This is a genomic window from Pseudomonas sp. FFPRI_1, assembly GCF_055384485.1.
Genome location: NZ_AP029168.1, coordinates 1,508,881 through 1,531,389, shown reverse-complemented (window position 1 = coordinate 1,531,389; position 22,509 = coordinate 1,508,881). Strand labels below are relative to the sequence as shown.

The following is a 22,509-nucleotide window of genomic DNA, read 5'->3' as shown; positions in this document are numbered from 1 at the left end:
CTTAGTGGTCGACAAGGCCAATCTATCAGAGCGGCTTGCCACGGTTGCCGTGCTGGCTGACAAAAGCCTGCACTGCTTTCAGGTCGTTGGCCAGGACTGTGCAGCGCTCTTCACGCTGAAACAGGTCGGTCAGGTGGGCCGGCAGCTCCAGAGCCTTGCCGACACCGGCCTTTTCCACCGCTTCCGGGAACTTCACCGGGTGCGCGGTGCCCAGGATCACCATCGGTGTATCCAGGCTGCGGCGGCACTCGCGAGCGGCCTTGACCCCGATCGCGGTGTGCGGATCCAGCACTTCACCGGTCTGGGCGAAGACCTCGGCAATGGTCTCGCAGGTCTCTTCGTCATTCACCGCCAGGGAGTCGAACAGCTTGCGCGCTTCGGTCCAGCGATCTTCCTCGACGCTGAAGCCGCCGCCCTGCTTGAAACTCTCCATCAGCCCGGCCAGGGCCGCGCCATTGCGCCCGTGCAGGTCGAACAGCAGGCGCTCGAAGTTCGACGAGACCATGATGTCCATCGATGGCGACAGGGTCGCGTGCAGGGTTTCCTTGACGTACTGGTTGCCGCTCATGAAGCGGTGCAGGATGTCGTTGCGGTTGGTGGCGACGATCAGCTGGCTGATGGGCAGGCCCATGTTGCGCGCCAGGTAACCGGCGAAGATGTCGCCGAAGTTGCCGGTGGGCACCGAGAACGCGATGGAGCGCGCCGGGCCGCCCAGCTGCAGGGCCGCGTGGAAGTAGTAGACGATCTGGGCCATGATCCGCGCCCAGTTGATCGAGTTCACCGCCACCAGGCGCGTGCCTTTGAGGAAGCCCTGGTCGGCGAAGCTGGCCTTGACCATTTCCTGGCAGTCGTCGAAGTTGCCTTCGATGGCGATGTTGTGGATGTTCTCGCCGAAGATGGTGGTCATCTGCCGACGCTGCACCTCGGACACCCGGTTGTGCGGGTGCATGATGAAGATATCGACGTGCTCGCAGGCCTTGCAGCCTTCGATGGCCGCCGAACCGGTATCACCGGAAGTGGCGCCCATGATCACCACGCGCTCGCCGCGCTTGGACAGCACATGATCAAGCAGGCGACCCAGCAGCTGCAGGGCGAAGTCCTTGAACGCCAGGGTCGGGCCGTGGAACAGTTCCAGCACCCACTCGTTGCCGTTGAGCTGGCGCAGCGGCGCCACGGCGCTGTGGGCGAAGACGCCGTAGGTTTCCTCGAGGATCTTCTTGAAGTCGGCGTCGGCAATGCTGCCGGTGACGAACGGGCGCATCACCCGGAACGCCAGCTCGTGATACGGCAGGCCGGCCCAGGAGGCGATCTCTTCCTGGGTGAAGCGCGGCAGGTTCTCAGGCACATAGAGACCGCCATCGCTGGCCAAGCCGGCCAGCAGCACATCTTCGAAATTCAGGGCCGGTGCCTGGCCACGGGTACTGATATAGCGCATAAGTGCAAACCTTCGGTTTGAGCTGCAAGCTATCAGCTACAAGCTGCAAGCCAGGGCCGCTCGGCTCCTGACTTGCCGCTGGTTGCTTGAAGCTTGCCGCTGCTTCAATTGAGATGTTCGACGCGGATACGCATCACTGGGCCAACGACGCCCTGCAGGGCTTCCAGGGCGGTGATCGCATCGTTGATGTGCTGCTCCAGAACGCGGTGGGTCAGCAGGATCATCGGCACCAGGCCGTCCTGCTCTTCCACTTCCTTCTGCATGATCGACTCGATGTTGATGCCACGCTCGGAAAGGATGCTCGCCACCTGGGCCAGTACGCCTGGGTGATCCTTGGCCTGGATCCGCAGGTAATAGGCACTTTCGCAGGATTCGATCGGCAGGATCGGATGATCCGACAGCGAGTCGGGCTGGAAGGCCAGGTGCGGCACGCGGTTTTCCGGGTCGCTGGTCATGGCGCGGACCACGTCCACCAGGTCGGCCACCACCGAGGAAGCGGTCGGTTCCATGCCGGCGCCAGCGCCGTAGAACAGGGTCGAACCGGCAGCGTCACCATTGACCATCACCGCGTTCATCACGCCGTTGACGTTGGCGATCAGGCGATCGGCAGGGATCAGCGTCGGGTGCACCCGCAGCTCGATGCCGGCCTCGGTGCGGCGCGCCACACCCAGGTGCTTGATGCGGTAGCCCAGGGCCTCGGCGTAGTTCACATCGGCAGTGGTCAGCTTGGTGATGCCTTCGGTGTAGGCCTTGTCGAACTGCAGCGGGATGCCAAAGGCGATGGACGCCAGGATGGTCAGCTTGTGGGCAGCATCGATGCCTTCGACGTCGAAGGTCGGGTCGGCCTCGGCATAACCCAGGGCCTGGGCCTCGGCCAGCACGTCTTCGAAGGTGCGGCCCTTCTCGCGCATTTCCGAGAGGATGAAGTTGCCGGTGCCGTTGATGATCCCCGCCAGCCAGTTGATGCGGTTGGCCGACAGGCCTTCGCGGATCGCCTTGATCACCGGGATGCCACCGGCCACGGCCGCTTCGAAAGCGACGATCACGCCCTTCTCCTGGGCCTTGGCGAAAATCTCGTTACCGTGCACAGCGATCAGCGCCTTGTTGGCGGTGACCACGTGCTTGCCGTTCTCGATGGCCTTGAGCACCAGGTCACGGGCCACGGTGTAGCCACCCACCAGCTCGATGACGATATCGATCTCGGGATTGGTGGCCACGGCGAAGACATCGTTGGTAATCGCAATACCGGTCGTTTGGAACTGCGGCTTTGGCGTACGGGTAGCAATCTGCGCTACTTCGATTCCACGCCCGGCACGGCGGGCAATCTCCTCGGCGTTGCGCTGAAGTACGTTTAGGGTACCGCCACCGACAGTACCCAGCCCACAGATGCCTACTTTGACCGGATTCACTCTGAACTCCCCATAAAACGGCCGACTCTAGGCCGGCCGTGGAATACAGCCGCAAACTGCGCGGCTCTCTATTAATGGCCCGCCCGCTTTCACCGGCGAGCCATGATCGTCAAAGGCTAGCGTGACGATGCAGGATTATTTCGCACCCAGTGCCAGTTTGGCGATCTGCGGTGCCGGCTGATAGCCGGGAATCACTTGCCCATCGGCAAGGACGATGGCCGGGGTGCCGTTGACACCGATCGACTGGCCCAGGGCGAATTGCTTGGATACCGGGTTGGCGCACTTGGCGGCCTTGATTTCCTTGCCGTCGACCATCTTGTCCATGGCGGCTTTCTTGTCCGCCGAGCACCAGACCGCCTGCAGCTGTTCATCACCCGGGGAACCCAGGCCCTGACGCGGGAAGGCCACATAACGCACTTCAACGCCCATCTTGTTCAGCTCGGGCACTTCGGCGTGCAGCTTGTGGCAGTACGGGCAGGTGGTGTCGGTGAACACGGTGATGTGGGTCTTGGTCTCGCCAATGGCCGGATAGACCACAGTTTCCGCGACCGGAATGCCATTGATCAACTTGGAAATGCCCAGGCGCTCGGTTTTTTCGGTCAGGTTGACCGGCTTGCCGTCCTTGAGCTGGAACAGATAGCCCTGGACCACGAACTGGCCGTCGGCGCTGGCGTACAGCACCCGGCTGCCCTTGAGCTTGACTTCGTACAGGCCGCCCATGGGGCTGGCGGTAATGCTTTCCACCGGCGTTTCGAGCTGCAGGGTCTCGAGGCTCTTGCGGATGGCTTTCTCGGCACTGTCATCGGCCATGGCGAAGGTGCTGAGCAGCGCCAGGGAGGCGGCGGCAAAAATCTGGGTCAAGCGCATGGGAACTCCTGAAGGCGGGCAAATGGGCCACTCGCGGCGATCACCATGGCAACCGCTCGCAAACAGCCGTTTTGCAAACCGGCAAAGCCTATCACATCTGTTTGCCGGCACCGACTACGGGCGACGCAAAGCGCGGCCCGGAAGGCAAATCAACCCCGCGGATGGTGCTTGGCGTGCAGATCTTGCAAACGGGCACGGGCCACATGGGTATAGATCTGGGTGGTGGACAGGTCGCTGTGGCCCAGCAGCATCTGCACCACTCGCAGGTCGGCGCCGTGGTTGAGCAGGTGGGTGGCGAAGGCATGGCGCAGGGTATGGGGCGACAGTGCCTTGCCGATCCCCGCCACCTTGGCCTGGTGCTTGATCCGATGCCAGAAGGTCTGCCGGGTCATCTGCTCGCCCCGCAGGCTGGGGAACAGCACGTCGCTGGGGCGCCCGCCCAGCAGCTCGGCCCGGGCATCGCGCATGTAGCGCTCGACCCAGACAATCGCCTCCTCGCCCATGGGCACCAGGCGTTCCTTGCTGCCCTTGCCCATGACCCGCAATACACCCTGGCGCAGGTTGACCTGTTCAAGGGTCAGGCTGATCAGCTCGGTAACCCGCAGGCCACAGGCATACAGCACTTCGAGCATGGCCCGGTCGCGCTGGCCGATGGCCTCGCTCAAGTCCGGTGCGGCCAGCAGCGCGTCCACATCCGCTTCCGACAGTGACTTGGGCAGCGGGCGCCCCAGCTGTGGCATGTCGATCTGCAGGGTGGGATCGATTTCGATCAGCTTTTCTCGCAGCAAATAGCGATAGAAACCACGCACGCCCGAGAGAAACCGCGCCGTCGAGCGAGGCTTGTAGGCCTGCTCCACACGCCAGGCCAGGTGATCGAGAATCAGCTCGCGCCCGGCCCGAGGCAGCTCCAGCCCTTGCTCCTGCAGCCAGCCATTGAACAGCGCCAGGTCGCTGCGGTAGGCATCGCGGGTATTGTCGGACAGGCCTTTCTCCAACCACAGGGCGTCGAGGAAACGGTCGATCAGGGGATGGTCGATGGCAGGCATAAAGACTCGAAAGACGCGACCCAGGGGCCGCGCGCAAAAAAATAGTGAACTGCGCAGAGGGTCGCTAGTCTTTCATAGCCAGCCATTTTCAGGAACAGGGTGCATTGATGAGCGAACAACAGATTCTGCTGGCTTTCGGCGGCATTGGCGCGGCAGCGCTGGGCTGCCAGTGGCTGGCCTGGCGATTGAAGCTGCCGGCCATTCTGTTCCTGCTGCTGAGCGGCATTCTTGCCGGGCCGATACTGGGCTGGCTCGACCCCCAGGAAATGTTCGGCCCACTGCTGATGCCCCTGGTGTCCCTGGCGGTGGCGCTGATCCTGTTCGAGGGCAGCCTGACCCTGCACCTCTCGGAATGGCGTGAGATCGGCAGCGTGGTGCACCGCCTGGTGACCGTCGGCGCCCTCTCCACCTGGGCGGTGATCACCCTGGCGACCCATTGGCTGCTGGGGTTCGACTGGATGCTGGCGCTGCTGTTCGGCACCCTGACCCTGGTCACCGGACCGACGGTGATCGTGCCCATGCTGCGGGTGGTACGGCCCAAGGCCTCGATCGCCAATATCCTGCGCTGGGAAGGCATCGTCATCGACCCCATCGGCGCCCTGCTGGCGGTGGTGGTGTACAGCTTCATCATCGCCAGCGCCGCCGGCGAAGGCCTGAGCCACAGCCTGCTGACCTTCGGCGGGGTGATTCTCTGCGGCAGCCTGTTCGGCATTGCCGGAGGCTGGGTGCTGGGCAGCATCATGCGCCGCCAGTGGCTGCCGGAATACCTGCACAACCTGGCAACCCTGGCCGCGGTGCTGGGCATCTTCATCGCCTCCAACCAGGTGATGCACGAATCCGGGCTGCTGGCGGTGACCCTGATGGGCATGTGGATGGCCAACATGAAGGGCGTGGATGTACGACACATCCTGCACTTCAAGGAAAACCTCAGCGTGCTGCTGATTTCCGGGCTGTTCATCCTCCTGGCAGCGCGCCTGGACCTCAAGGCGCTGATCGCCCTGGGCCCGCTGGTGCTGATCCTGCTGCTGGTGATCCAGTTCATCGCCCGGCCACTGAACGTGCTGCTGTCCACCGCCGGGTCGAGCCTCAACTGGCGCGAGCGCGCCTTGCTGGCCTGGATCGCGCCGAGGGGTATCGTCGCGGCCGCGGTGTCGGCGATCTTCGCCATCCGCCTGGATGAAGCCGGCCATGAGGGGGCATTGCTGCTGGTGCCCCTGACCTTTGCCGTGATCATCGGCACCGTGGTTCTGCAAAGCGCCACGGCGCGGCCCTTGGCGCGCCTGCTGAAAGTCGCCGAGCCGGCCCCCAGCGGTTTCCTGATCGTCGGCGCCAACGGCCCGGCGCGGACCATCGGCAAGGCCTTGCAACAGCTGGGCAGCCGGGTGCTGTTGACCGATTCGAGCTGGGAAAACATTCGCGCCGCGCGCATGGAAGGCCTGCCCACCTATTTCGGCAATCCGGCCTCGCAGCACGCTGATGCCCATCTGGACCTGGTGGGCCTGGGCCACCTGCTCGCGCTTTCGCCCTCAGGCGAATTGAACACCCTGGCCGCCATGCGCTTTCGCCACGACTTCGGCCACCAGCGCCTGTTCGCCCTGGCCAACAGCCAGGAAAGCCGGCGCACCGACAAGCACCGCGCCAGCCATGAACACCGCGGCCAGTTGCTGGGCAGCGAGGCCCTGACCTACACCAAGCTGGCCAGCCTGCTGGGCCAAGGCGCCGAACTGTACAGCACCCACCTCACCGAAGGCTTCGGCTGGGACGACTACCAGGCCCTGCATGGCGAACGCGCCACCTTGCTGTTCGCCCGTGACAGCAGCGGCTGGGTGCATGTGGTCACCCCGGAAAGCAGCCTCAAGCCCGCGGCGGGCTGGACCCTGCTGGCCCTGGTCCTGCCCGAGCCCCTCTAACCCCAACCCCCTTGTGGGGGCTGGCTTGCCAGCGAAGAGACCCGAAAGCGCCCTCGCCGGCCAGCCGACTCCTACGCCGCGAACCCTGGCAACACCGGCACCGGACGCTTGTCGTCATCGATGGCGACAAAGCTGAACAGGCCATGGATGGCCTTCTCCCGCCCGTCGCAGCTCATGCTTTCGACAAAGACTTCCACCTCGACCTTGAGGCTGGTATTGCCCACCTTCACCACCCGCCCCACCAGCTCGACAATGGAGCCGGCGGCAATCGGGTGATTGAAGTCGATACGATCGGTGGACACCGTGACCAAAGGCAGGCGGCAGAAACGCGTGGCGGCGATAAACGACACTTCGTCCATCCAGGCCAGGGCGGTGCCGCCGAACAGGGTGTTGTGGTGGTTGGTGGTGGACGGGAATACCGCCTTGGTCACCCGGGTCACCGAGAGCTCGGTACGACGGGTGATTTCTTGCTCGCGAGGGGACATGGATCGACTGCCTGAAACACTGGAAAGGGATAAATGACGGGCAACAAAAAAGCAGCCCGTAGGCTGCTTTTTTCTGCATCGGAAGCTGGACTTAAGCCAGTTTTTCCTTGATGCGAGCTGCTTTACCCGACAGGTCGCGCAGGTAGTACAGCTTGGCTTTACGCACGTCACCGCGACGCTTGACAGCCATGCTGTCGATCTGCGGGCTGTAGGTCTGGAAAGTACGCTCTACGCCAACGCCGTTGGAGATTTTACGTACGGTGAACGCGCTGTTCACACCGCGGTTGCGCTTGGCGATAACTACGCCTTCGAACGCCTGCAGACGGGAACGATCGCCTTCCTTCACTTTCACCTGAACGACAATGGTGTCGCCCGGGGCAAAGGCTGGGATCTCTTTGGTCATCTGCTCTGCTTCGAGTGCAAGGATGATTTTGTTGGTCATGCTGTGCTCCTAAGGTAAATCGTCGGATCTACCATCGATACGTTGTTAACTATCGTCCCGCTCGCGGAGATATTCCTCGAGCAGCTTCTTCTCTTCTCCAGAAAGCGAGCGGCTTTCCAGAAGATCGGCGCGTCGTTCATAGGTCCGACCAAGGGACTGCTGTAAACGCCAACGCCGGATGTGTGCGTGGTTGCCACTTAGCAACACGTCGGGAACACGCTGATCCGCATACACCTCCGGTCGGGTGTAGTGCGGGCAATCCAGCAGACCGTCCGTGAAGGAATCTTCCTCCGCGGAATCCACATGCCCTAAAGCTCCGGGCAGCAGTCGCGTAACCGCATCAATCAGGACCATCGCCGGCAGCTCGCCACCGGAGAGTACATAGTCGCCAATCGACCACTCTTCATCGACATGAGCTTCAATAAAACGCTCGTCAATGCCTTCATAACGACCAGCAATCAGGATCAATGCATCCTCGTTCGCCAACTCGCGTACCGCCGACTGATTCAGTTGGCGGCCTTGGGGCGACAGGTAGATCACCTTCGCACCCTCCCCGGCTGCGTTCCTGGCCTGTACCAGTGCATCCTCCAGGGGCTTGATCTTCATCACCATGCCAGGGCCACCGCCAAACGGGCGATCGTCCACAGTGTGATGTCGATCCGTGGTGTAGTCTCGCGGATTCCAACAGGTGAGCTGCAACAGCCCCTGTTTCACCGCGCGGCTGGTTATGCCGTAGTCGCTGATGGCGGCAAACATCTCGGGAAACAAACTGATCACTTCTACGCGCAAATTAGCCACGTTTAGAAGTCCGCGTCCCATTCCACCTTCATCTCGCCCGCGGCCAGGTCGACGGCCAACACGCATTGCTCGGTATAGGGCAACAGGCGTTCGCGATCATCCAGGCTGCCAGCGCAAGGCTTGACCACCATTACATCGTTCGAGCCGGTCTCCAGCAGGTGATCGACCTGTCCGAGCAGTTGCCCGAGGGTGTCGATAACCTTGAGACCTTGCAGCTGGTACCAGTAGTACTCGCCGTCGGTCAGTTCAGGGAACAGGCTGCGGGGCACGCAGATCTCGTAACCGGCCAGAAGACGAGCTTCTTCACGATCATCAAGACCCTTGAGCTTCGCGACCAGGAACTTATCGTTCCCGCGTCCACTGACCAGCTCAACCTGCTTCACGCTACCTTCGCGCTTGAGCGTCCAGGTTTTGTAGTCCAACAGGTTTTTAATCGGATCAGTAAAGGAAAAGACCTTCACTTCGCCGCGAACGCCATGAACAGAGTAGATTTTGCCGATAACGATCAAATCATCAGCAGGAGCTGGCGTCGCGTTCATAGGGTTCAGGCTGCAGCCTTAGCCGATTCCTTCAGCAACTGAGCAACACGCTCAGAAGGCTGTGCACCCACGCTCAGCCAGTAGGCTACGCGCTCTTGGTTCACGGACAGGCGGACTTCTTGACCACGAGCGATCGGGTTGAAGAAGCCAACTTGTTCCTTGTGCGAACCGTCACGTGGGTTACGGCTGTCGGTTACGGTCAAGTGGTAAAACGGGCGCTTTTTGGAGCCGCCAAGGGCAAGACGGATTGTTAGCATGTGAACATCGTTCCTGTAGTCGGTGCTGCAAATCTAAATGCACAGCGGGCATGGGTGCCCGAAAGGCCGCATATTCTAAGGAATATCCGGACTTTTGCAAATGACTTTTTCCGGCGCCCATCGGCCGCCACTCAGATTTGCCATGGAGCCGTCGCAAGCGACAGCGGGTCAGCGCGCCTCGGGTGGAGGCTGGCTGGAGATTCCACGTCCCCGTGGAAGAGCGCCGGCATGACTGCCGGCGCGGATTCTTTACATTTTCGGCATGCCGCCGCCGGGCAGCATACCGCCCATGCCGCGCATCATCTTGGCCATTCCGCCCTTGGCGGAGAACTTCTTCATCATCTTCTGCATCTGCTTGTGCTGCTTGATCAAGCGACCGATGTCCTGCACCTGGGTGCCGGAACCCATGGCGATCCGGCGCTTGCGCGAACCGCTGATCAGTTCAGGGTCGCGGCGCTCGGCCGGGGTCATGGAGTTGATGATGGCTTCCATCTGCTTGAACTGCTTCTCGGCTGCGCCCTGGGCATTGCCCATCTGCGCCAGGTTGACACCACCGATGTTCGGCAGCTTGTCCATCAGGCCACCGAGGCCGCCCATGTTCTTCATCTGTTGCAGTTGGTCGCGGAAGTCTTCGAGGTCGAAGCCCTTGCCCTTCTTCAGTTTTTTAGCAAGCTTGTCGGCTTTGTCTTTATCGAGGGTCTGTTCGGCCTGCTCGATCAGGCTGAGCACGTCGCCCATGCCGAGAATCCGCGAAGCAATACGCTCCGGGTGGAACGGTTCCAGGGCTTCGGTCTTCTCACCCATGCCGATGAACTTGATCGGCTTGCCAGTGATGGCCCGCACCGACAGCGCGGCACCGCCACGGGCGTCACCGTCGACCTTGGTCAGGATCACCCCGGTCAGCGGCAGCGCGTCGCCAAAGGCCTTGGCGGTGTTGGCGGCGTCCTGACCGGTCATGGCGTCGACCACGAACAGGGTTTCCACCGGTTTGACCGCAGCGTGCAGGGCCTTGATCTCGCCCATCATCTCTTCATCGATGTGCAGGCGACCGGCGGTGTCGACGATCACTACATCGATGAACTTGAGTTTCGCTTCCTTTATAGCCGCTTCGGCGATGGCCACCGGCTTCTGGCTCAGGTCCGACGGGAAGAAGGTGACGCCGATGTCATTGGCCAGGGTTTCCAGCTGTTTGATCGCCGCCGGACGGTAGACGTCCGCGGACACCACCATCACGCTCTTTTTCTTGCGCTCCTTGAGAAAGCGCGCGAGCTTGCCGGCGGTGGTGGTCTTACCGGCACCCTGCAGGCCGGCCATCAACACCACGGCGGGCGGCACGGCACTCAGATTCAGGTCTTCGTTGGCCGCGCCCATCAGGCTTTCCAGCTCGGCCTGGACGATCTTCACAAAAGCCTGGCCCGGGGTCAGGCTGCGGGACACTTCGGTGCCGACCGCACGCTCCTTCACCGAATTGACGAAGTCCTTGACCACCGGCAGGGCAACGTCGGCTTCGAGCAACGCCATGCGCACTTCACGCAGGGTGTCTTTGATGTTGTCCTCGGTCAGCTTGGCCTTGCCGGTGACATGGCGCAGCGTCTGCGAGAGACGGTCGGTTAGGTTTTCAAACATGCTCGATCCTTTCAGGCCCAAGGTAGACCGGGGTAATGGCGGCCCAGAGCGTGATAAACAAGTGCTCGATGAGCCTGCGGCGTGGGCAGGTCGCGGATTATAGCGAAGACTGTGCGTGCCGGACACCTCGCCGTCTGCTTGGGTGGTCTTTCAGGGCTGTGGGTTCTATGCCAAACTCAGCGGCTTTCGGGCTTGCCTAACAGGATTTATGCTCCCCTTGTCACCCAGTTTGCTACCCACCCTCGCCGCCGCCGTCCTTTATGCCGCTGCGACCCTCTATCAAGGCTCTCGCCTGGCTTCCGGCGCCAAGGCCGAGAAACGCCTGCTGGTCACTCTCGGCGTACTGGCGTTGCTGGCCCACGCTGCCAGCCTGGTCACTCACCTGGTGACTCCGGTCGGCCTGGGCCTGGATTTCTTCAGTGCTGCCAGCCTGATCGCCGCCGCCGTGATTGCCCTGAGCCTGCTGGCCTGCTCGCGGATTCCCGTGGAGAACCTGCTGGTGCTGCTGTTCCCCCTCGGCGCCCTGACGGTGCTGCTGGCGCAGTTCGTGCCTACCGGCACGGTGCCGGTGATCGACGAGGAACCCGGGATCCTGGCTCACATCCTGCTGTCGATCCTGGCCTACGGCATGTTCACCATCGCGGTGTTCCAGGCCTTGCTGCTACTGGTGCAGGATCACCAGTTGAAGAACAAGCACCCTTCCGGACTGATCAGGAACTTCCCGCCGCTGCAGACCATGGAAAGCCTGCTGTTCGGCTTCCTGTGGGCCGGCTGGACCCTGCTGTCGCTGTCGCTGATTTCCGGCTGGTTGTTCGTCGAGAACCTGTTTGCCCAGCACCTGGTGCACAAGACCCTGCTGGCCTGCCTGGCCTGGGTGGTGTTCAGCGTGCTGCTGTGGGGCCGCAACCGCCTCGGCTGGCGTGGGCACAAGGCGATTCGCTGGACCCTGGCGGGATTCTGCCTGCTGATGCTGGCGTACTTCGGCAGCAAGCTGGTTCGTGAATACATCCTGCACATCTGACGACCGGCCATGACCGATTCCCTGCCCTCCGGGCCCATGCTTGCGGTAATTGCCCTGCTCATCGTCTGGTCGGGGTTGTTCACCGCCATCGATGCCGCCCAGCAGCACTTGCTGACCTTGCGCAACGGCTCGCGCCCGGGTGACAAAGCCACAGCACGCCTGGCCTTCCCCAAGGAAAGCCTGATTCTGTGCAACACCTTGTGCCGAGTGCTGGCGGTGATCATCAGCACCTTGCTGGCCCTGTTCTACTGGGCCGAGAGCGGCCCCTGGCTGGCCTGCCTGATCAGTACCTGCTGTCTCCTGGTGCTGGCCGAATACCTGCCGCGAACCCTGGCCACACGCTATCCGGAAGGGACCCTGAGCCTGGGCAACAGCCTGCTGGCCATCCCGATGAAGATCGTCTACCCCCTGGCCTGGCTGCTCAATGCCATCGGCCAGTTGCTGCTGCGGCCGTTTGCCGCCAAGGCCAACGCGGTCAAGCACAGCGACGACGACCCGGCCTTGCTCGACGACGAGCCCGCCAGCCAGGAGCCCCACGCCCTGTCCGGCATCCATGCGCTGGACAACATCACCGTCAATGACATCCTGGTGCCCCGCAGTGAAGTCGACGGCATCAACCTGGACGACTCCATCGACGAGATCATCGCCCAGCTGCGCCTGAACAGACGCACGCGCCTGCCGGTGTTCCACAGCGATATCAACCAGGTGGAGGCCGTGCTCAACACCCGACAGATCCGCCACCTGCTGCCTGACGCCAGCCTGACCAAGGAGGCCTTGCTGGCCGCCTGCCACGAACCCTATTTCGTTCCGGAAAGCACCCCGCTGCAGCTGCAACTGCTCAACTTCCACAAGCAGAAGCGCCGCCTGGGCATGGTGGTGGACGAATACGGCGAAGTCCTCGGCATCGTCACCCTGGAGGACATCCTCGAAGAAATCGTCGGCGAATTCGAAAGCGAGCACAGCCTGGACAACCCCCACATCCATCCCCAGGCCGACGGCCGTTACGTGGTGGAAGGCGCGGCGTCGATCCGCGAGCTGAACAAGAGCCTGGGCTGGCACCTGCCCAGCGACGGCCCCAAGACCCTCAACGGCCTGGTCACCGAAGCCCTGGAAACCATTCCCGACAGCGCCGTGTGCCTGAAGATCGGCCGCTACCGCCTGGAGATCCTCGAGACTGAGGAAAACCGCGTCAGCCGCGTGCTGATCTGGCACACCAGCAGCCTCCCCGCCCTCATCTGACGTCCAACCGCGACCCGCACTGACCGTCCTCATGCACACACCGCAAGCCCTGGTGGTTGCAGCAGGATCACCCCGGCTTCGCCCCTGGGCCGCCAGTTGCATCAACTGACTGCCGCTCTGCCCGCGCTTTAATCCTTGTTTGATCGTTAGGGGCCTTTCTATAATCGAGCGGCTTACCCAAGCCCCGCAGCCCCGCGTGCTATCCGCACTCCGCGAGATCCTGCACCACCGATCCGCCCCAAGTTCGACGTCGTTCCCATCCCGAACGACGAACGCACCAAACCCACATCCCTGGGTGCTCGACCATAATAATTCGCTCCACTGGAGCACAGACTGTCAGGGATAACCGCATGACGACCAGCACCACCTACAGCGCCTCCGCGCCTGCCCAACCGACCAACTCCGCCAGCCGGGTGGCCACTGCCAGCTTTATCGGCACCGCCATCGAGTTCTACGACTTCTACGTCTACGCCACCGCCGCCGCGCTGGTGATCGGCCCGGTGTTCTTTCCCCAGACTTCCGGCACTGCGCAGATGCTCTCGGCGTTCCTGACCTTCGGTATCGCCTTCCTCGCCCGCCCCCTGGGCTCGGCCCTGTTCGGTCACTTCGGCGACCGCATTGGCCGCAAGTCGACCCTGGTCGCCTCGTTATTGCTGATGGGGGTCTGCACCACTCTGATCGGCGTGCTGCCGGGCTACGCCAGTATCGGCGCCTGGGCCCCGATCCTGCTGTGCGTGCTGCGTTTCGGCCAGGGCCTGGGCCTCGGTGGCGAATGGGGGGGCGCCGCCTTGCTGGCCACGGAGAATGCCCCGGAGGGCAAGCGCGCCTGGTTCGGCATGTTCCCGCAACTGGGCCCTTCCATCGGCTTTCTTGCCGCCAACGGCCTGTTCCTGGGCCTGGCCATGGGCCTGGATGATGAACAGTTCCGCTCCTGGGGCTGGCGCATTCCCTTTCTGCTCAGCGCTGCCCTGGTGATGGTGGGCCTGTATGTGCGCCTGAAACTGCATGAGACCCCGGTCTTCGCCAATGCCGTGGCGCGCCAGGAACGGGTAAAGATGCCGCTGATGGAACTGTTCACCCAGTACTGGCAGCCGGTGCTGCTGGGCGCCGCGTCGATGGTGGTGTGCTACGCACTGTTCTACATCTCCACCGTGTTCTCCCTGAGCTACGGCGTCGCCACCCTGGGCTACAGCCGGGAAACCTTCCTCGGCCTGCTGTGCTTCGCGGTGCTGTTCATGGCGGCGGCCACGCCCTTGTCGGCCTGGGCCAGCGACCGTTACGGGCGCAAACCGGTGCTGATCGTTGGCGGGGTACTGGCGATTCTTTCCGGTTTCACCATGGAACCGCTGCTGACCCAGGGCTCCACCGCCGGGGTGGCGCTGTTCCTGTGCATCGAGCTGTTCCTGATGGGGGTGACCTTCGCCCCGATGGGCGCCCTGCTGCCGGAATTGTTTCCGACCCACGTGCGTTATACCGGCGCTTCGGCGGCTTACAACCTGGGGGGTATTGTCGGTGCTTCAGCGGCACCCTTTTTCGCCCAGAAGCTGGTGGCGATGGGTGGCTTGAGCTGGGTTGGGGGGTATGTTTCGGGGGCGGCGATCCTGAGCCTGATCGCGGTCCTGTGCTTGAAGGAAACGCGACACAATGATTTGAATCGGGTGGCCTGAGCGGCCGCTTCGCGAGCAAGCTCGCTCCTACAGGTTCAATCCGGACCTTGTAGGAGCGAGCTTGCTCGCGATGCTTTTTACAGCTCGACCACTACCGCTTGCGCAGCACGGGTCGCCTTGGCCCGAGCGGCCTCGATCGACTCGTCCCGCGCCAGGGCAACGCCCATGCGCCGCTGGCCGTTGACCTCAGGCTTGCCGAACAGGCGCAGCGCGGTGTCTGGCTCGCTCAGGGCGACGCCGAGGTTGGCGAAGGCGGTCTGGGTGGATTGCCCTTCCACCAGGATCACCGCCGAAGCCGAAGGCCCGAACTGACGGATCAAGGGAATCGGCAAGCCGAGGATCGCCCGCGCATGCAGGGCGAACTGCGACAGATCCTGGGAAATCAGGGTCACCAGGCCGGTGTCGTGAGGGCGCGGCGACACTTCGCTGAACCATACCTGGTCGCCCTTGATGAACAGCTCCACGCCGAACAGGCCGCGACCACCCAAGGCTTCGGTGACCGCCTTGGCCACCCGCTCGGATTCCGCCAGGGCTTTCGGGCTCATGGCCTGGGGCTGCCAGGATTCCTGGTAGTCGCCCTTCTCCTGACGATGGCCGACCGGGGCGCAGAAGGTGGTGCCGCCTACATGGCGCACGGTCAGCAGGGTGATTTCGTAGTCGAAGTCGATAAAGCCCTCGATGATCACCCGGCCCTTGCCGGCACGCCCGCCTTCCTGGGCGTAATCCCAGGCCTTCTGCACGTCATCGATGCTGCGCAGCAGGCTCTGGCCCTTGCCCGAGGAGCTCATCACCGGCTTGACCACGCACGGGAAGCCCAGGTCTTCGACGGCCTTGGAATAGTCTTCGAAGGTATCGGCGAAGTGGTACGGCGAAGTCGGCAGGTCCAGTTCTTCAGCGGCCAGGCGACGGATGCCTTCGCGGTTCATGGTCAGCGAAGTGGCGCGCGCCGTCGGGATCACGGTAAAGCCTTCGGCTTCCAGTTCCACCAGGGTCGCGGTGGCGATGGCTTCGATCTCCGGCACGATGAAGTGCGGCTTCTCCGCCTCGATCACCGCCCGCAGGGCCGCGCCATCGAGCATGTTGATCACGTGGCTGCGATGGGCCACCTGCATCGCCGGGGCGTTGGCGTAGCGGTCCACGGCAATCACCTCGACCCCCAGGCGCTGCAGCTCGATCACTACTTCCTTGCCCAACTCACCACAGCCACAAAGCAAGACGCGGGTCGCGGTTGGCGACAATGGAGTTCCGATACGAGTCATCTGAAGGTCCTCAAAGGAGCGGATCATCGAGGGCCGAGCGCCAGGCGCGCGACCCATGGGAGAAAGCGCGGCATTTTACATGAACCGCAAGCCTTGGCTCAGCTGGCGCACGCCGCTTTGCGCAAACGCCAGGCCATGGCCAGCCAGACCACGGTGACCCCGGCGAACTTCGAGCCCAGGGCGGTCAGGATCACGCCTGGGGTCAGGGCATCGATCATGCCGAAGAAGATGAAGGTGTCCAGGGGAATGCTCAGGGCCGAGCTGATCCACAAACGGTCGTGCAGCGGCCGCTTGGTGATGCTGAACACCAGCCAGTCGATGCATTCGGAAACAGCGAAGGCCGTGGCGCTGGCCAGGGCAATGGTCGGATCAGAGGTCACATAGGACAGCACCAGGGCCGCCAGCATGGCGATGATGGCGCCGTGGCCGAAGCGGGTCTGCACCATGTCCCGCAGGACGAACACCAGCCCACCCCAGGCCGACCAGATGATGTCCAGGTGCGGAGCGGTGGAAAAGGCGTAGTTGATCAGCACGACACTGCTGATATAGGCGATCAGGAAGAACATGGGGGCGAAGAGTACCTGTCAGGAAGGTGTACAGGTTACTGCAGGCCCGGGGCTGGGCCAAGAAAGCCTTTCGCCGGCAAGCTGGCTGCTGCACAAGATTGCAGGAGCCAGCTTGCCGGCGAAACGAGCGGATCAACTTGCCGAGCTGGAGCCGATCATCCACAGCAGGCCACTGGACTTGGCCCGCTCATGACACAGGGCCAGGACCGCACGCCGCTCGGTATTGTCCATGCGGCTCCAGCGGGTGATTTCATCCACGGTGCGCTGGCAACCGGTGCAGATATCCTGCTCATCCAGGGCACAGATGCTCACGCAAGGCGAGGCGACGGGTCTTTCCGGGGTAGTCATGACTCTTGCTCAACCAGGTCTCGGGCATAACGTTGAGCATTATGAACGTAGTGCGCGGCGCTGGCCTCAAGCATTTTCTTCTGCGGCTCGGTGAGTTCGCGCACCACCTTGCCCGGCGAGCCCATGACCAGCGAACCATCGGGAATCTCCTTGCCCTCGCCGATCAGCGAGTTGGCGCCGATGATGCAGTTCTTGCCGATTTTCGCGCCGTTGAGGATCACCGCGTTGATGCCGATCAGGCTGTAGTCGCCCACGGTGCAGCCATGCAGCATGGCGTTATGGCCGATGGTCACGCCGGTGCCGATGGTCAGTGGAAAGCCCATGTCGGTGTGCATCACCGTGCCATCCTGGACGTTGCTGTGCTTGCCGATCAGGATCAGCTCGTTGTCGCCCCGCAGCACCGCGTTGAACCACACGCTGGCCCCCTCTTCCAGCTTGACCTTGCCCACCAGCGTGGCATTCGGGGCTACCCAGCTCTGCGGATGGGTGTCGACTCGGGCATCGCCCAGGCGGTATTTCATCTTGTTATCCTCATGGCTCAGGCAGCCGCGGGTTCAGGCCATACGAAGGGATGGCTTCAGGTGTTGATAAAGTTTTTCGGCGGGTGGTGCAGGCTGATCCTGGCGTCGTACAGCAGGTTGACCAGCTCGACGATCATGATCGCGGTCAGGCCCCAGATCTTGTATTCGCCGAAGCGGTAGCTGGGGACGTACCAACTGCGGCCCTGGTAATCGATACGGTGGGTATGCTCGCGAGGGTCCTGGCGAAAGAACTCCAGCGGCACGCTGAAAACAGCGGCGATCTCGGCGTCGTTGGCCAGGTATTCGACATAGTCGGGAATCACCCCGACGTAGGGCGTGACCTTGATGCCGTGCAGGGATATCAACGGACTCAAGGGACCTATGACCTCGACCAGCCCCGGCGGCAGGCCGATCTCTTCCTCGGCCTCGCGCAGGGCGGTGAAGATCAGGTCCGGGTCTTCCGGGTCGCGCCGCCCCCCGGGAAAGGCCACTTCACCACCGTGGGTCGACAGCCCGCTGGCGCGCAGGGTCAGGACCATCTCCGGTTCGTCGCTGCGAGTGATGGGCACCAGCACCGCGGCCTCGGGAAAACGTCGGTCGGTCTCCAGTGTTCGCGGTGTGTATTGGCTTACCCGATGAAGTAGCTCGTCCAGCATGAGGCATCTCGATCTGTTGGCTACCGTGCATCATGCACCAATCCAATCTTCGGCCCAACCCCCGCCCCCGGGGCATGTCGCTTAACGACAACTTGCCGACAACGGGGCCGCCGCGCCAAGATAGCCCCAGCCTTTTCGGATACCCAGCATGAAATTTTGCAGCCAGTGCGGCAACCCGGTGACCCAGCGCATTCCCGAAGGCGATTCACGCCTGCGGTTTGTCTGTGATCACTGCCAGACCATTCATTACCAGAACCCCAATATCGTGGCCGGATGCCTTGCCACCTGGGAGGGCAAGGTACTGCTGTGCCGCCGTGCCATCGAGCCGCGCCTGGGCTACTGGACCCTGCCGGCAGGCTTCATGGAGAACGGCGAAACCGTGGAACAGGCAGCCACCCGCGAAACCTTCGAGGAAGCCTGCGCCCGGGTACGCCACTTGAACATCTACACCCTGATCGATGTGCCGCACATCAGCCAGGTGCACGTGTTCTTTCGCGCCGAGCTGGCCGACCTGGACTTTGCCGCCGGCCCGGAAAGCCTGGAAGTGCAACTGTTCGACGAAGCCGACATCCCTTGGTCCGAGCTGGCTTTTCGCACCGTCGGCCGTACCTTAGAATGCTTCTTCGCTGACCGGCGAGCAGCGGCATTTCCAGTGCGCTGCGAATCCATTCCGCCGCTCTCTCAGCCTGCCATCACTTAAACAATAAACGTGCACGCAAGCTCCGTGCGCGCCTGGGGATATCGTGTCAATGCGCTGGTTGCTTGCCCTTCTGTGCTGTTCCGTCGTTACCCTGTCCCAGGCCTCCATGGTGGAAACCCTGGATGGCAAAGTGATCGAAAAGGTCCTGGTCCTCAAATCCGCCCACCAGCTGCAATTGATCAACGACGGCAAGCCGTTGAAGACCTACCGGATTTCCCTGGGCAAGAGGCCCAAGGGCACCAAGCTCATGGAGGGTGACAAGCGCACGCCCGAAGGCCTGTACTGGCTCGACTGGCGCAAGACCAGCGACCGCTATTACCTGGCCATGCACATTTCCTACCCGAACATCACCGATGCCGCCCGCTCGCGGCGTGAAGGCGTGGACCCGGGAGGCATGATCATGATCCACGGCACCCCGGACACCGAGGAGTTTCCGGAGCAGTACTTCCATACCCTGGACTGGACCGATGGCTGCATCGCCATGCGCAACGTCGACATGCGCGAGATCTGGAACCTGGTCAAGGACGGCACCATGATCGAAATCCGCCCTTAAAGCCCTTGCGGGCAAAAATATTTCACTCCCTCCTGCCCTGCCTGGGCACGCATACCACTTCGCGACCCGCCCGGGGTCGCGAGCAGAAGAATGGCTACCACTGCCAGACCGCTCTAATACCACTCGCCTCCTCCCCCCTTGATCAGCCATAGAAAACACCCGGTTTATGGCGCCTTCAGCTGATCAGTGGCGTTGACATGGTATTTAAGTGGTATTAGTTTTTCGCCACTACCGGGCGACAACAACCTAAATAACCGCATCGGAAACCTACTGATGAACCAGCTCCTGACCCTGCGTCCCGACGACACCCAGCCCACCCCGCTGTACCTGCAACTGGCCCGCAACCTGGAAGCGGCGATCCACGCCGGCCAGTGGAAAGCCGAGCAGGCGCTGCCTTCGGAACGCAACCTCAGCGAACTGCTGGGCATCTCCCGGGTCACCGCCCGCAAGGCCCTGGAAGTGCTGTTCGAACAAGGCCTGATCCGCCGCAGCCAGGGCTCCGGCACCTTTATCACGCCACGCCTGGAGCAACCGCTCTCCCGGCTCTCGGGCTTCAGCGAGATGCTGCGCCTCAAGGGGTTCGTGCCAGGTTCGCAATGGCTCGAGCGCACCCTCACCCCGCCCACCCATGAAGAACTGATCCGCCTCGGCCTGTCGCCCAACGACAAGGTGGCGCGGCTCAAGCGCCTGCGCAAAGCCGACGACACGGTGATGGCCATCGAGATGAGCACCCTGCCGGCCCACATCATTCCCCACCCTGAGGCAGTCGGCGACTCGCTCTACGAATACCTCGACAGCATCCGCCGCCCAGTGGTCCGCGCCCTGCAGCACATCCAGGCGATCAATGCCTCGGACGAGTTTGCCGCCCTGGTGGGGATCGCCCCGGGCACTGCGATGCTGCTGATGACCCGGGTCGGCTACCTGGAAGACAACACACCGATCGAAGTCACCGACACCTATTGCCGCAACGACTACTACGACTTCGTCGCTGAACTGCGACGCTGACCCGCGCCCCTGGTGCCAGAGAACTCCCCATGTCCGAAGACAATATCCTCACCCCCCAAGGCTGGATCCGCGGCCGCCTGGTCCACCGCGACGGCAAGGTCCTGAGCATCGAGGGCCAGCCTTGCGATCCGGCAGACAACGACCTGCCCTACCTGCTGCCGGGCTTTATCGACCTGCATGTGCATGGCGGTGGCGGCAAGGACATCATGGAGGGCACCGCAGCGTTCGACACCATCACCCGTACCCACCTGCGCTTCGGCACCACGTCGCTACTGGCCACCACCATGACCGCGCCGACCGCCGAGATCACCCGGGTCCTGGGCGAGCTGGGGACCTACGCCGAACAACGCCCCCAGGGCTGTGCCCGGGTCCTGGGCGTGCACCTGGAAGGCCCCTACATCAACCCCGGCAAACTCGGCGCCCAGCCCAACTTCGCCCACACCGCGCTGCTGGCGGAGGTCGAGCAATACCTTGCCCTGGCGCCGATCCGGGTGATCACCATCGCCCCGGAAATCGCCGGTCACGACGGCCTGATCCGCGCCCTTAGTACCCGGGGCGTGCGCATGCAGATCGGCCACACCCTGGGCAGCTACGAAGAAGGCGTGGCCGCCCTCGCCGCCGGAGCCACCAGCTTCACCCACCTGTACAACGCCATGAGCCCGCTGCATCACCGTGAGCCAGGCATCGTCGGTGCCGCCCTGGCCCATGCCCAGTACGCCGAATTGATTCCCGACCTGCTGCACGTCCATCCCGGTGCCATGCGCGTGGCCCTGCGCTCGATCCCGTGCCTGTACTGCGTCACCGATTCCACGGCCGCCGCCGGCATGCCGGACGGCGAATACAAGCTCGGCAGCCACACCGTGACCAAGTGCCTGGGCGGGGTGCGCCTGCCGGACGGCACCCTGGCCGGCAGCACCCTGACCATGGACCAGGCGCTGCGCAACCTGGTGAAGATCGGCCTGCCCCTGGCCGAAGCCTCGCAGCGACTTTCGCAATATCCCGCCGACTACCTCGGCATTCCCGAGCGCGGCCGCCTGCAGCCCGGCAGCTGGGCCGACAGCGTGCGCCTGGACCGCGCACTCACACTGACCGCCGTCATGGTCGAAGGAGAAGACATTGACTTCAAAAATGCTTGAAGAGGCGCTGTCCTCGCACACGGCCGTGCACAGCCAGTTGCAGCACCTGGACCCGTCGCTGATCGAGGTCGCCGGCCGCCTGCGGCGCCAGCCGCCGCAAGTGGCAATGACCGTGGCCCGGGGCAGTTCCGACCACGCCGCCAGCTACTTCGCCTACCTGACTATGCAGCAGGTGGGTATCCCGGTGGCCTCGCTGCCGATGTCGGTGGTGACCATGCAACAGGCCCCGCTGCGGGTCAGCGGCCAGGCAGTGTTCGCCTTCTCGCAGTCAGGGCAGAGCCCGGACCTGGTGAACAGCGTGCGCCTGCTGCGCAAGCGCGGCGCCCTCAGCGTGGCCATGGTCAATGCGGAGAACAGCCCGCTGGAGGCCGCCAGTGAATTCTCCCTGCCGCTGTGGGCCGGTGCCGAACAGAGCGTGGCCGCCACCAAGAGTTTTATCGCCACCCTCAGCGCCAGCGCCCGCCTGATCGGCCACTGGAATGACGACCCTCAACTGCTGGAGGCCGGCCTGGCCCTGCCCGAAGGCCTGCAGCAGGCGGCAACCCAGGACTGGAGCCTGGCGGCCCATGCCCTGCGCGATTGCCAGCGGCTGATGGTGATCGGCCGCGGTGCCGGCTTTGCCATCGCCCAGGAAGCCGCGCTCAAGCTCAAGGAAACCTCGGCCATCCAGGCCGAAGCCTTCAGCAGCGCCGAGGTCCGTCACGGTCCGATGGCACTGATCGATCACGACTACCCGCTGCTGGTGTTCGCCCCCCGTGGCGCAGAACAGGGTGGCCTGCTGAGCCTGGCCGCCGACATGCGCCAGCGTGGCGCCAAGGTGCTGCTGGCGGCACCGGACGACATCGAGCAACGCGACCTGACCCTGAGCCGCGCGGAGCATCCGGTGCTCGACCCGATCCTGGCGATCCAGAGTTTCTACGTCATGGCCGCCAGTCTCGCCGAGGCCCGTAGCATGGACCCCGACCAGCCGCGCCACCTGAGCAAAGTGACCCGCACTCACTAAGCCCCCCTTTGATCGATGAGT

At 63.1% G+C, this 22,509-nt stretch carries 24 protein-coding genes; 9 read left to right on the top strand and 15 right to left on the bottom strand.

The window, feature by feature from the left end:
- Positions 1 to 25 precede the first annotated feature (25 nt).
- The 4 genes from thrC to xerD all read right to left on the bottom strand — a co-directional run bounded on the left by thrC (position 26) and on the right by xerD (position 4,757).
- Positions 26 to 1,435, bottom strand: a complete 1,410-nt coding sequence (gene thrC / locus ACZ5BO_RS06870) for a threonine synthase (protein ID WP_025127565.1) — start codon at positions 1,433 to 1,435, stop codon at positions 26 to 28.
- 104 nt (positions 1,436 to 1,539) lie between these two features.
- Positions 1,540 to 2,844 carry a homoserine dehydrogenase gene (locus ACZ5BO_RS06865; protein ID WP_025127564.1) on the bottom strand — a complete coding sequence of 435 codons (1,305 nt, stop codon included), beginning with the start codon at positions 2,842 to 2,844 and terminating at the stop codon, positions 1,540 to 1,542.
- 135 nt (positions 2,845 to 2,979) lie between these two features.
- Positions 2,980 to 3,711, bottom strand: coding sequence for a thioredoxin fold domain-containing protein (locus ACZ5BO_RS06860; RefSeq protein ID WP_025127563.1), 732 nt, complete (start codon positions 3,709 to 3,711; stop codon positions 2,980 to 2,982).
- Between the two features lie 149 nt (positions 3,712 to 3,860).
- A complete protein-coding gene (gene xerD / locus ACZ5BO_RS06855) occupies positions 3,861 to 4,757 on the bottom strand; it encodes a site-specific tyrosine recombinase XerD (protein ID WP_025127562.1) in 897 nt (298 codons plus the stop codon).
- Positions 4,758 to 4,864: 107 nt separating this feature from the next.
- On the opposite strand from xerD, the gene ACZ5BO_RS06850 reads away from it, so the two are divergent.
- Positions 4,865 to 6,667, top strand: coding sequence for a cation:proton antiporter (locus ACZ5BO_RS06850; protein ID WP_464698896.1), 1,803 nt, complete (start codon positions 4,865 to 4,867; stop codon positions 6,665 to 6,667).
- A 71-nt stretch (positions 6,668 to 6,738) separates the two neighbouring features.
- On the opposite strand, the gene ACZ5BO_RS06845 is transcribed toward ACZ5BO_RS06850, so the two are convergent.
- The 6 genes from ACZ5BO_RS06845 to ffh form a co-directional block, all read right to left on the bottom strand.
- Entirely contained in the window at positions 6,739 to 7,152 is a 414-nt protein-coding gene (locus ACZ5BO_RS06845; RefSeq protein WP_464698894.1) for an acyl-CoA thioesterase, read from the bottom strand.
- A 91-nt stretch (positions 7,153 to 7,243) separates the two neighbouring features.
- On the bottom strand, positions 7,244 to 7,594 hold the full coding sequence (gene rplS / locus ACZ5BO_RS06840) for a 50S ribosomal protein L19 (protein ID WP_009047143.1): 351 nt from the start codon (positions 7,592 to 7,594) through the stop codon (positions 7,244 to 7,246).
- Positions 7,595 to 7,639: 45 nt separating this feature from the next.
- Positions 7,640 to 8,413, bottom strand: coding sequence for a tRNA (guanosine(37)-N1)-methyltransferase TrmD (trmD, locus tag ACZ5BO_RS06835; protein ID WP_464698891.1), 774 nt, complete (start codon positions 8,411 to 8,413; stop codon positions 7,640 to 7,642).
- Entirely contained in the window at positions 8,395 to 8,931 is a 537-nt protein-coding gene (gene rimM, locus ACZ5BO_RS06830) for a ribosome maturation factor RimM (protein WP_025127558.1), read from the bottom strand. The genes trmD and rimM overlap by 19 nt, the downstream gene beginning before the upstream one ends.
- Positions 8,932 to 8,936: 5 nt before the next feature.
- Positions 8,937 to 9,188: a 30S ribosomal protein S16 gene (rpsP, locus tag ACZ5BO_RS06825; protein ID WP_007927680.1), complete on the bottom strand. Its 252-nt coding sequence runs from the start codon at positions 9,186 to 9,188 to the stop codon at positions 8,937 to 8,939.
- A 249-nt stretch (positions 9,189 to 9,437) separates the two neighbouring features.
- Positions 9,438 to 10,814 carry a signal recognition particle protein gene (gene ffh / locus ACZ5BO_RS06820; protein ID WP_025127557.1) on the bottom strand — a complete coding sequence of 459 codons (1,377 nt, stop codon included), beginning with the start codon at positions 10,812 to 10,814 and terminating at the stop codon, positions 9,438 to 9,440.
- Between the two features lie 208 nt (positions 10,815 to 11,022).
- On the opposite strand from ffh, the gene ACZ5BO_RS06815 reads away from it, so the two are divergent.
- The 3 genes from ACZ5BO_RS06815 (at position 11,023) to ACZ5BO_RS06805 (ending at position 14,741) form a co-directional block, all read left to right on the top strand.
- Entirely contained in the window at positions 11,023 to 11,835 is an 813-nt protein-coding gene (locus ACZ5BO_RS06815; RefSeq protein ID WP_025127556.1) for a cytochrome C assembly family protein, read from the top strand.
- A gap of 9 nt (positions 11,836 to 11,844) precedes the next feature.
- Positions 11,845 to 13,074, top strand: a complete 1,230-nt coding sequence (locus ACZ5BO_RS06810; RefSeq protein ID WP_025127555.1) for an HlyC/CorC family transporter — start codon at positions 11,845 to 11,847, stop codon at positions 13,072 to 13,074.
- Between the two features lie 350 nt (positions 13,075 to 13,424).
- Entirely contained in the window at positions 13,425 to 14,741 is a 1,317-nt protein-coding gene (locus ACZ5BO_RS06805; protein ID WP_464698886.1) for an MFS transporter, read from the top strand.
- Between the two features lie 77 nt (positions 14,742 to 14,818).
- On the opposite strand, the gene purT is transcribed toward ACZ5BO_RS06805, so the two are convergent.
- From purT to ACZ5BO_RS06780, 5 genes are all read right to left on the bottom strand, one after another.
- On the bottom strand, positions 14,819 to 16,000 hold the full coding sequence (gene purT / locus ACZ5BO_RS06800; RefSeq protein WP_464698884.1) for a formate-dependent phosphoribosylglycinamide formyltransferase: 1,182 nt from the start codon (positions 15,998 to 16,000) through the stop codon (positions 14,819 to 14,821).
- 98 nt (positions 16,001 to 16,098) lie between these two features.
- Positions 16,099 to 16,566 (bottom strand): preQ0 transporter, encoded by a 468-nt coding sequence (locus ACZ5BO_RS06795; protein ID WP_464698882.1) that lies wholly within the window; start codon positions 16,564 to 16,566, stop codon positions 16,099 to 16,101.
- Between the two features lie 132 nt (positions 16,567 to 16,698).
- Entirely contained in the window at positions 16,699 to 16,914 is a 216-nt protein-coding gene (locus ACZ5BO_RS06790; protein ID WP_025127551.1) for a DUF1289 domain-containing protein, read from the bottom strand.
- Entirely contained in the window at positions 16,911 to 17,435 is a 525-nt protein-coding gene (locus ACZ5BO_RS06785) for a gamma carbonic anhydrase family protein (RefSeq protein WP_464698880.1), read from the bottom strand. The genes ACZ5BO_RS06790 and ACZ5BO_RS06785 overlap by 4 nt, the downstream gene beginning before the upstream one ends.
- 56 nt (positions 17,436 to 17,491) lie before the next feature.
- Positions 17,492 to 18,091, bottom strand: coding sequence for a CoA pyrophosphatase (locus tag ACZ5BO_RS06780; protein WP_025127549.1), 600 nt, complete (start codon positions 18,089 to 18,091; stop codon positions 17,492 to 17,494).
- Positions 18,092 to 18,239: 148 nt separating this feature from the next.
- Between ACZ5BO_RS06780 and ACZ5BO_RS06775 the strand changes: the two genes are divergently transcribed.
- The 5 genes from ACZ5BO_RS06775 to ACZ5BO_RS06755 all read left to right on the top strand — a co-directional run bounded on the left by ACZ5BO_RS06775 (position 18,240) and on the right by ACZ5BO_RS06755 (position 22,488).
- Positions 18,240 to 18,791 (top strand): NUDIX hydrolase, encoded by a 552-nt coding sequence (locus ACZ5BO_RS06775; RefSeq protein ID WP_025127548.1) that lies wholly within the window; start codon positions 18,240 to 18,242, stop codon positions 18,789 to 18,791.
- A gap of 49 nt (positions 18,792 to 18,840) precedes the next feature.
- Positions 18,841 to 19,344 (top strand): L,D-transpeptidase family protein, encoded by a 504-nt coding sequence (locus ACZ5BO_RS06770; protein WP_464698877.1) that lies wholly within the window; start codon positions 18,841 to 18,843, stop codon positions 19,342 to 19,344.
- A 273-nt stretch (positions 19,345 to 19,617) separates the two neighbouring features.
- Positions 19,618 to 20,349, top strand: a complete 732-nt coding sequence (locus ACZ5BO_RS06765; protein ID WP_025127546.1) for a GntR family transcriptional regulator — start codon at positions 19,618 to 19,620, stop codon at positions 20,347 to 20,349.
- 29 nt (positions 20,350 to 20,378) lie between these two features.
- Positions 20,379 to 21,485, top strand: a complete 1,107-nt coding sequence (gene nagA / locus ACZ5BO_RS06760; protein WP_025127545.1) for an N-acetylglucosamine-6-phosphate deacetylase — start codon at positions 20,379 to 20,381, stop codon at positions 21,483 to 21,485.
- The gene (locus tag ACZ5BO_RS06755; RefSeq protein ID WP_464698874.1) at positions 21,466 to 22,488 is read left to right on the top strand and encodes an SIS domain-containing protein; all 1,023 of its coding nucleotides are present in this window, start codon (positions 21,466 to 21,468) and stop codon (positions 22,486 to 22,488) included. The genes nagA and ACZ5BO_RS06755 overlap by 20 nt, the downstream gene beginning before the upstream one ends.
- The last annotated feature ends 21 nt before the right edge of the window (positions 22,489 to 22,509 follow it).